The sequence below is a fragment of the Neoroseomonas rubea genome (assembly GCF_016106015.1).
Classification (GTDB): domain Bacteria; phylum Pseudomonadota; class Alphaproteobacteria; order Acetobacterales; family Acetobacteraceae; genus Neoroseomonas; species Neoroseomonas rubea.
In genome coordinates, this window is sequence record NZ_JACADQ010000197.1 from 1 (window position 1) to 7,419 (window position 7,419).

Below are 7,419 nucleotides of genomic sequence, written 5' to 3' on the forward strand. Positions count from 1 at the left end.
CCCGAGCCCCCCTCCCTTCTTTGAATTCAAAGAAGGTTGAGGGGGGTGCGGGGGGAGAAGTTCCCTTCTCCCCCCGCTTCTACCGCCGCCCCGCCAGCTGCCGGTTCTCCAGCCGCGACAGCAGCCGCACCATCGGCCACAGCAGGATGAAATACGCCACCGCCGCGGCCATGATCGGCGTCGCGTTGTAGGTCACGCTCTGCGCCTGGCGCGCCTGGAACAGCAATTCGGGCAGCGCGACGACGGAGGCGATGGAGGTCAGCTTCACCACCTCCAGCGTGTTGGAGATCAAATCGGGCAGCACGTTCCGCACCGCCTGCGGCAGCACGACATAGGCCATGGTCTGCCCGCGCGTGAGGCCGGTGGAGCGCGCCGCCTCGATCTGCCCGCGCGGCACGCTCTCGATCCCCGCGCGCAGGATCTCCCCGTAATAGGCGCCGGTGTTGAGGAAGAAGCCGATCGCGACCGCGCCCCAGGCGCCGACATCGAGCCCGATGAAGGGCAGCCCCGCGAAGATGAAGACCAGCAGGACCAGGGGCGGTAGCGCGCGGAAGGTGTCCACCCAGGCGCGCAGCGGCCACTTCACCCAGGGGTTCCGCACGGTGGACAGGGTGGCGAGGATGATCCCGCCCGCCACGCCGAGCGGGACGACGAGCACCGAGAGCATCAGCGTCGCCTGCAGCCCCTGCCACAGGATCGGCCAGGCCTCGCTGATGATCTGCCAGCTGAAGAAGGTCTCGAGGAACAGGTCCATCGCGTCAGCGTTCGACCATGCGATTCACGCTCCGCTCCTCGCCTTCGGCTGCGGTGCTCCGCGATCGCATGGTCAGCGCTTCCACGCGAAGCGCGTCTCGATCCAGCGACCGAGCACGACGACGGGGAAGAACAGCACCAGGTAGGCGATCGCGCCGAGCGTCAGCGGCGAGGGATTGAAGGAGAAGGACACGCCCGCATTCGCCGCCCCCAGGATGTCCGGCACCGCGACCACCGAGGCGAGCGCCGTGCCCTTGGTGATCGCGATGGTGCGGTTGGTCAGCGGCGGGATGGTGATGCGCAGCGCCTGCGGCAGCACCACCCAGGCCAGCGTCTGCACGAAGCCGAGCCCGGTCGAGCGGGCGGCTTCCCACTGCCCCTTGGGCACGGAGGTGATGCCGGCCCAGAAGATCTCCTCGGAGAATGCCATCAGCACCAGCGTCAGCGCGAGCCAGGAGGCGACGAAGCCCGACAGTTCGACGCCCGCATTCGGCAGCCCGAAGAACAGCAGCACGATGATGACGAGCGGCGGCAGGGCGCGGAACAGGTCCACCATGAAGATGATCAGCCAGTTCAGCGGCCGGATGGCGAAGGCGCGGACCAGCGCCAGCAGCAGGCCGAGCGCGAGCCCCGCGACGATGATGAGCGCCGCGAGCTCGACCGTGAGGAAGAAGCCCTCGACGATCTTCGGCAGGTACTGCGCCATGACGCGCGCATTGAAGAAGCTGTCGGTGAACCTCTCCCAGCCTGTCATGCCTCAATGCCGCTCGATCTGGGAGATGAAGGCCCGCGTCCGCTCATGGCTGGGGTTGGTAAAGATCTCGGAGGGGATGCCTTCCTCGATGATCGCGCCGTCCGACATGAAGACGACGCGGTCGGCCGCCGCCTTGGCGAAGCCCATCTCGTGGCTGACCACGACCATGGTCATGCCGTCCTCCCGCAGCTCGCGCATCACGGCAAGGACGCCGCCCACCAGTTCGGGGTCGAGCGCGCTGGTCGGCTCGTCGAACAGCATCACGCGCGGTTCGAGCGCGATGGCGCGCGCGATGGCCACGCGCTGCTGCTGGCCGCCCGAAAGCTGCAGCGGGTAGTGGTCCGCGCGGTCGGCCAGGTGCACGCGGTCGAGCGCCGCGGCGGCCTTCGCCTCCGCTTCCGCCTTGCCCATCCCCTGCACCTTGCGCAGCGCGAGTGCCACGTTCCCCAGCGCCGTCATGTGCGGATAGAGGTTGAAGGACTGGAACACCATGCCGATGCGCTGGCGCGCCTTGTTGATGTCCGTGCGCGGGTCGAGCATGTCGATGCCGTCCACCACGACCGAGCCGGAGGACGGGTCCTCCAGCCGGTTCAGGCAGCGCAGCAGGGTGGATTTCCCCGATCCTGACGGGCCGATCAGGAAGACCAGTTCCTTCTCGGCCACCGTCAGGTCGACCCCCTTCAGGACGTGAAGGTGGCCGAAATGCTTGTGGATCGCGCGCGCCTCGACGATCGGGGCGCGCCCTGGTCCCGGCATCAACCGCAGCGCGGGTTCTGCGGCGTCGGGTCGTAGCCCGGCATGTCCGGCGGGCCGTAGCCCGGGAACTCGATGTTCTCGGCCTGGTCGGGACCGGGGCGGTCGCCGAACCAGCGCTCGGAGATGCGGGCGATGAAGCCGTCGCGCTTCATGCAGGTGAGGATGTCCTCGACCTGGTTGCGCAGCGCGCCCGAATCACGCCGGAAGGGGGTGCCCCAGTGCAGGCGCGAGCCGGGCAGCACGAAATCCGCCACGTATTGCGGGTTCCGCGAGGCCGAGAAGCGCACCACCGTGTTGCCCGAGAGGTTGGCGTAGGCGCGGCCCTGGATCACCGCCTGCGCCGCATCCGCCTGGCTGTCGAAGGCGAGCAGGGTGAGGTTCAGCCGTTCCCGGTTGTTGGTCACCCACTGCTCGTAGGGCGTGCCCTTGTTCACGCTGATCGTCTTGCCGCGGAGGTCCTCCTCCGAGCGGATCGGCGGCGTGCCGCGGCGGATGCCGAACTGAAGCTCCGTCCAGATGTAGCCCTCGGTGAAGAGCAGCGCCTCGGCGCGTTCCCGCGTCACGGTCGTGGGTGCGCAGAGGAAGTCGTAGCGCCCGGCGTTCAGCGCCGGAATGAGGCCGGAGAAGGCGGCGCTGTCGATCACGATCTCGCGGCCCATGCGGCGCGCGACCTCGCGGAACAGGTCGATCTGGAAGCCCTGCACGCCGCCCTGGAGGTTCGGGAAGGCGTGCGGCGCGAAGGTGCCGTCCACGGCGCAGCGCAGCGGCGGCTGGCCTTGCGCGAGGGCGGGCCCCGCCATGGCAGCGGAAACAAGGGCGGCGGCGATCAGCCTGCGCATGGTGGAAACCTCCTGGTCATCTGTGCGGGTGCAACATTTCCAGATGGCTGCCCCGCTGTCCATGCAGGGGCCGCCACAAAAGTGCCGCGCGACGGTCCCGCCGAAGCCGCGCCGGTGGTGTTCAACCCTGGATGAACGGAGCACCCCCCATGCCTTTCATCCCCCTCGCGATGATCGCCGCCGGACTGATCGGAAACCTGCTGCTCGTCCTGCTGCTGCTGGGCGATGCGACGGCGCCGGGTCGCGTGCCGCTGGCCGCCGCGGCCATCCTCGCGCTCGGCGGCGGGGCGCTGCTGCTCGGCGGGCTGATGCTGCTGGAGACGCGGCGGAGGGATCCGCTCGATCACCGTTCCTGATGGCGGTTGTCCATGCCGCGGAAGACGATCAGCGGCCGTGACGACCGCGCGCGCGGCGGCATCTCGAGCCATTCGAGGAATTCCACCAGCACCTTGCCCGTGATGTCCGCGACGTGGCGCCGATGCGCCGCTTCGGGCGTGTACCAATCGAGATCCTCGAGTTCCCCCGACCCGGCGATGTCGCCATGCACCGCCTCGGCCGGGGCGGCGAGGAAGCGGGCGTTGAAGCGGATCGGCCGCCCGCCGGGTGTGACCGCACGGCAGATGTAGTGCAGCGTGCCGAGCGCGGCGGCCACGCCATCCCCGCGCCTTTCGCCGAGCACCAGGCCCGTCTCCTCGAACAATTCGCGCACGGCGGCGATGCCGATGGCGCGCGCGCGGGCCGGTGGCGCGCGCCGTTCCAGCATGCGCCGCGTGGCCGGCGCCAATTCGCTCAGCGCCGGCAGGCGATGGTCGTCCGGATCGACGCGCCCGCCGGGGAAGACCATCACATCCGGCATGAAGCGGTGCTTCGCGTGGCGCTTGCCCATCAGCACCTCCGGCCCCGAGGGGCCGTGGCGCCAGAGGATCAGGCTCGCCGCGTCGCGCGGGCGGACGGTGCGGCGCGCATGGCCTTCGGCATCGGCGCCGCCGGGATTGTCGGCCGTCGGGTCAGTCAAGCGCGAAGCCCCGCAGGCGCAGCCAGGCGCGGAAGCCGAATCGTTCCGGCACGCTGAGTTGCCGAGCGCCGTTCTCCGACCAGGTGCAGCCTTCGGGTGCGGGGCCGTGGACCTCCGGGTAGCGCGGCTTCTGGCGCGGGCGCAGCGCGTCATAGGCGTCGAGCGCGGCCGGCAGCGCGGCGTCGTCGTATCGTTCCCGGTGGACGACGACGGACGGCGGCAGGCGCGGCGTCGTCTCGTTGCGCGCCGCCGGCCAGCCGAGCGTGAGGCCCGCCACGGGGTAGACGCCATCCGGCAGGCCAAAGAGCGGCCCGACCTTCTCGATATGGCTGCGCACGTAGGAGATCGGGCAGGTGCCGAGCCCCGCCGCATCCGCCGCCGCGATCGCCATGCCCATGGCCAGCGCCGCATCCACCGCCGTGTTCAGGAAGGTGTCCATGTTGTTGTTGGCATGCGCCCGCCCGTGCCGCGCGCAGGCCTGCTGGCCGCGCCGCATGTCGCCGCAGAACAGCAGCAGCACCGGCGCGTCCTTGATCCAGGGCATGGTGCCGATCCAGTCGGCGACCTTGGCGATCTTCCCCGCGTCGCGCGTGACGATGATCGAGTACTGCTGCAGGTCGGACTTGGAGGGCGCCGATTGCGCGGCGGCCAGCACCGTGTCGAGCAGCGGGTCCGGCACGTCCTCGGCGCGGTAGCGGCGAGTCACGCGGCGGTCGAGAAGGGCGGCGAGGGCGGGCGGCACCTCGGCCGGCGGCTCGAAGGGAAGCGACCCGTAGCGGGCGCGGATCAGGTCGGCGGGGCTCATGGGCGGCAGCGTGGCACGCGCCTCAGCCGCGCACCACCCAGGCATCGGCGACGGTCACTCCCTGGCCATCGGCATGGACGATCAGCGGGTTGATCTCGGCCTCGGCGACCTCCGCCACGGCGGCGAGGCGGGAGACGGCGACGATCGCCCGCGCCAGCGCGTCGAGGTCGCCCTTCGGCAGTCCGCGCCAGCCGGCGAGCGGCTTCAGCCCCTTCACCTCGGCGATCATGGCGTGGGCTTCGTCCAGCCCGACCGGCGCGCAGCGCAGCGCGGTGTCGCGATGCAGTTCGGCCATGACGCCGCCGGCGCCGACCAGCACGACCGGGCCGCTTTCCGGGTCGCGCCGGAAGCCGAGGATGGCCTCGGCGAGGCCCTTCGCCATGGGCTGCGCGAGGAAGCCCGTGATGGTCGCCCCCGGTGCCTTGGCGCGCACCCGCGCCAGCATCTCGGCGGCCGCGCGCTTCAGCGCCGCGGCATCCGCGATGTTCAGCACGACGCCGCCGACCTCGGTCTTGTGCGCCAGGTCCGGCGACAGGATTTTCAGCGCCACCGGATAGGCGAGCCCGTCCGGCACCGCATCGGGTGTCGCCATCACCGCGAAGGGGGTCGCGAGGCCGAGCGCGCCGAACAGGTGCCGCGCATCCGCCTCGTCCGGCCGCGCCGGCAGGGCGTGAGCGACGGCGGCCGCGGCAGGCAGTGCGCGCGGCGCCTGCCAGTCGAGGAAGGCGCGGATCACGTCGGCGCAGGATTCCGGGGTGCGGAAGGCGGGGATGCCCGCTTCGCCCAGCATGCGCAGCGACAGATCCGCCTGCGGCACGAGGAAGGCCGCGATGGGCTTGGCCAGCCCCGCCTTCGCCGCGCCCAGGATGCCGGCGACCGCGTCATGCGGGCGGAACTGGGCGGAGGAGCCGATGACGGAAAGTGCAAGGTCGGTATGCGGGTCGGCGGCCAGCGCGGCGAGCGCGGATTGAACCTTGTCCGCCCGCGTGCCCGCCAGCGTCACGTCGATCATCCGCCCATGATGCGGCAGGCCGGCGGCCTTCAGCCCCTCGACCGCGACGGGATCGGGCGCGCGCGTCTCGATGCCCGCCACGCCCAGCGCATCGACGGCCATCGCGCCGCCGCCGCCGGTCGTGGTCATGACGGACACGGCGCGCTTCGGGGTCGGGAGCGGCCGGCGCCCGATGAACAGGGCAGGGGCTTCGAGCAGCGCCTCGATCATCGTCACGCGCGCGATGCCGTTGGCGCGGAAGAAGGCGTCGGCCGCGGCGTCGCTGCCCGCCAGCGCGCCGGTGTGGCTGTTGGCGAGTTCCGCGCCGAAGGCCGATCGCCCGAGCTTGAAGGCGATGATCGGCTTGCCGGCGGCATGCGCGCGGCGCGCGGCCTCGGCGAGGAGGTCGGCGCGACGGATCGCTTCGAGGAAGAGCAGGATCGCGTCCGTCTGGGGATCATCGACCAGCAGGCCGGCGATTTCGCTCGCCGACAGATCGGCCTCGTTGCCCGTGCTGATCAGGTGGGAGAAGCCGAGCCCGCGCGCCGCCCCGCGCGCCATGATCGCACCCAGCATGGAGCCCGACTGGGAGACGAGGGCGAGGCGACCCGCGGGCAGGCTCTCGGCTTCCAGCGCCGCATTCACCGAGCAGGCGGTGCGCGCGTTGAGGTTGATGAGGCCCATCGAATTGGGGCCGAGAATGCGCACGCCCGCGGCCCGTGCCGTGGCGAGCAGGCGTTCCTGCCGCGCGCGACCTTCATCGCCCGCTTCCGCGAAACCGTCGGCGAGGATGGCGGCGAGCGGGATGCCCTTCGCCGCGACATCGGCGATCACGCCTTCCACATGCTCGGTGCCGAGCAGCAGGTAGGCGAGGTCCACCGGGCCGGGGATGTCGGCGATGGTCGCGTAGGATTTCTCCCCGAGCACCGTCTCGGCGCGCGGGTTCACCGGGAACAGATCCCCGTCGAAGCCATGCTTGCGGAGATAGACCTGCGCCCGCGCGGTCAGGCGCGTCGCGTCGGCGGAAGCGCCGACGAGGGCGATGCGGCGCGGATTGAGCAGGGCGGCGGCGAGCGCGGTCATGGGTGTGCGGTCCGGATCAGCGTGGGCCCGCCGCGACGCAGCCTTCGGGCGGCGCGGCGGGCGGGGCGATGTGGATGGCGAGGAAGGCGGGGGCCGGCGCATCCGCCGGCAGCGGGGCAAGGTCGATGGCGTGCAGCGTGATGCCGCCTTCCGCGATGCGGGCGCGCGTCGCGGCACGGGCCATCAATTCACGCGTGGGGCGGATGACCGCGGCGCGCTGGCCGGCGTCGAGCGCTGGAAGCCCCGAGAACAGCACCGCTGCGCGCGGCTGCGCCCAGGCGATGTTGGCCGGAAGCGGGTCGAGATGCCGCGCGGCGGGCGCGAAGGCGCAGGGCGCGGCGCGCAGCGCAGGATCGAGCGCCGCGGCGGGCGGCAGGCGCTGGACGGCGTCCAGCACCTCCCGCGGCGCGGCGGCGGATGTCG

Annotated in this window: 9 protein-coding genes; 1 reads left to right on the forward strand and 8 read right to left on the reverse strand. The window is 71.5% G+C overall.

Going from position 1 to position 7,419, the window contains the following annotated elements:
- Positions 1-79: 79 nt before the first annotated feature.
- The 4 genes from HW577_RS16645 to HW577_RS16660 form a co-directional block, all read right to left on the reverse strand.
- Positions 80-754 (reverse strand): amino acid ABC transporter permease, encoded by a 675-nt coding sequence (locus tag HW577_RS16645; RefSeq protein WP_198377270.1) that lies wholly within the window; start codon positions 752-754, stop codon positions 80-82.
- A gap of 72 nt (positions 755-826) precedes the next feature.
- Positions 827-1,507 (reverse strand): amino acid ABC transporter permease, encoded by a 681-nt coding sequence (locus HW577_RS16650; protein WP_198377271.1) that lies wholly within the window; start codon positions 1,505-1,507, stop codon positions 827-829.
- 3 nt (positions 1,508-1,510) lie between these two features.
- Entirely contained in the window at positions 1,511-2,263 is a 753-nt protein-coding gene (locus HW577_RS16655; RefSeq protein ID WP_198377272.1) for an amino acid ABC transporter ATP-binding protein, read from the reverse strand.
- On the reverse strand, positions 2,263-3,102 hold the full coding sequence (locus HW577_RS16660; RefSeq protein WP_198377273.1) for a transporter substrate-binding domain-containing protein: 840 nt from the start codon (positions 3,100-3,102) through the stop codon (positions 2,263-2,265). Before HW577_RS16660 ends, HW577_RS16655 begins: the two co-directional genes overlap by 1 nt.
- Positions 3,103-3,251: 149 nt before the next feature.
- Between HW577_RS16660 and HW577_RS16665 the strand changes: the two genes are divergently transcribed.
- Positions 3,252-3,458 carry a hypothetical protein gene (locus HW577_RS16665; protein ID WP_198377274.1) on the forward strand — a complete coding sequence of 69 codons (207 nt, stop codon included), beginning with the start codon at positions 3,252-3,254 and terminating at the stop codon, positions 3,456-3,458.
- Here the strand turns inward: HW577_RS16665 and HW577_RS16670 are convergent.
- The 4 genes from HW577_RS16670 to HW577_RS16680 all read right to left on the reverse strand — a co-directional run.
- Complete coding sequence (locus HW577_RS16670; protein WP_232475001.1) at positions 3,446-4,117, reverse strand: NUDIX hydrolase; 672 nt, start codon at positions 4,115-4,117, stop codon at positions 3,446-3,448. The genes HW577_RS16665 and HW577_RS16670 overlap by 13 nt on opposite strands.
- Complete coding sequence (locus tag HW577_RS26610; RefSeq protein WP_232475002.1) at positions 4,110-4,922, reverse strand: nitroreductase family protein; 813 nt, start codon at positions 4,920-4,922, stop codon at positions 4,110-4,112. The genes HW577_RS16670 and HW577_RS26610 overlap by 8 nt, the downstream gene beginning before the upstream one ends.
- A gap of 22 nt (positions 4,923-4,944) precedes the next feature.
- The gene (locus HW577_RS16675; RefSeq protein ID WP_198377276.1) at positions 4,945-6,996 is read right to left on the reverse strand and encodes an acetate--CoA ligase family protein; all 2,052 of its coding nucleotides are present in this window, start codon (positions 6,994-6,996) and stop codon (positions 4,945-4,947) included.
- A 16-nt stretch (positions 6,997-7,012) separates the two neighbouring features.
- A partial coding sequence (locus tag HW577_RS16680) for a hypothetical protein (RefSeq protein WP_408639537.1) occupies positions 7,013-7,419 on the reverse strand: 407 nt, incomplete at its 5' end.

Coding starts and splice junctions, on each gene's coding strand:
- HW577_RS16675 (WP_198377276.1), bottom strand. CDS start 6,996: ATGACCGCGCTCGCCGCCGCCCTGCTCAATCCGCGCCGCATCGCCCTC.
- HW577_RS26610 (WP_232475002.1), bottom strand. CDS start 4,922: ATGAGCCCCGCCGACCTGATCCGCGCCCGCTACGGGTCGCTTCCCTTC.
- HW577_RS16660 (WP_198377273.1), bottom strand. CDS start 3,102: ATGCGCAGGCTGATCGCCGCCGCCCTTGTTTCCGCTGCCATGGCGGGG.
- HW577_RS16645 (WP_198377270.1), bottom strand. CDS start 754: ATGGACCTGTTCCTCGAGACCTTCTTCAGCTGGCAGATCATCAGCGAG.
- HW577_RS16650 (WP_198377271.1), bottom strand. CDS start 1,507: ATGACAGGCTGGGAGAGGTTCACCGACAGCTTCTTCAATGCGCGCGTC.
- HW577_RS16655 (WP_198377272.1), bottom strand. CDS start 2,263: ATGCCGGGACCAGGGCGCGCCCCGATCGTCGAGGCGCGCGCGATCCAC.
- HW577_RS16665 (WP_198377274.1), top strand. CDS start 3,252: ATGCCTTTCATCCCCCTCGCGATGATCGCCGCCGGACTGATCGGAAAC.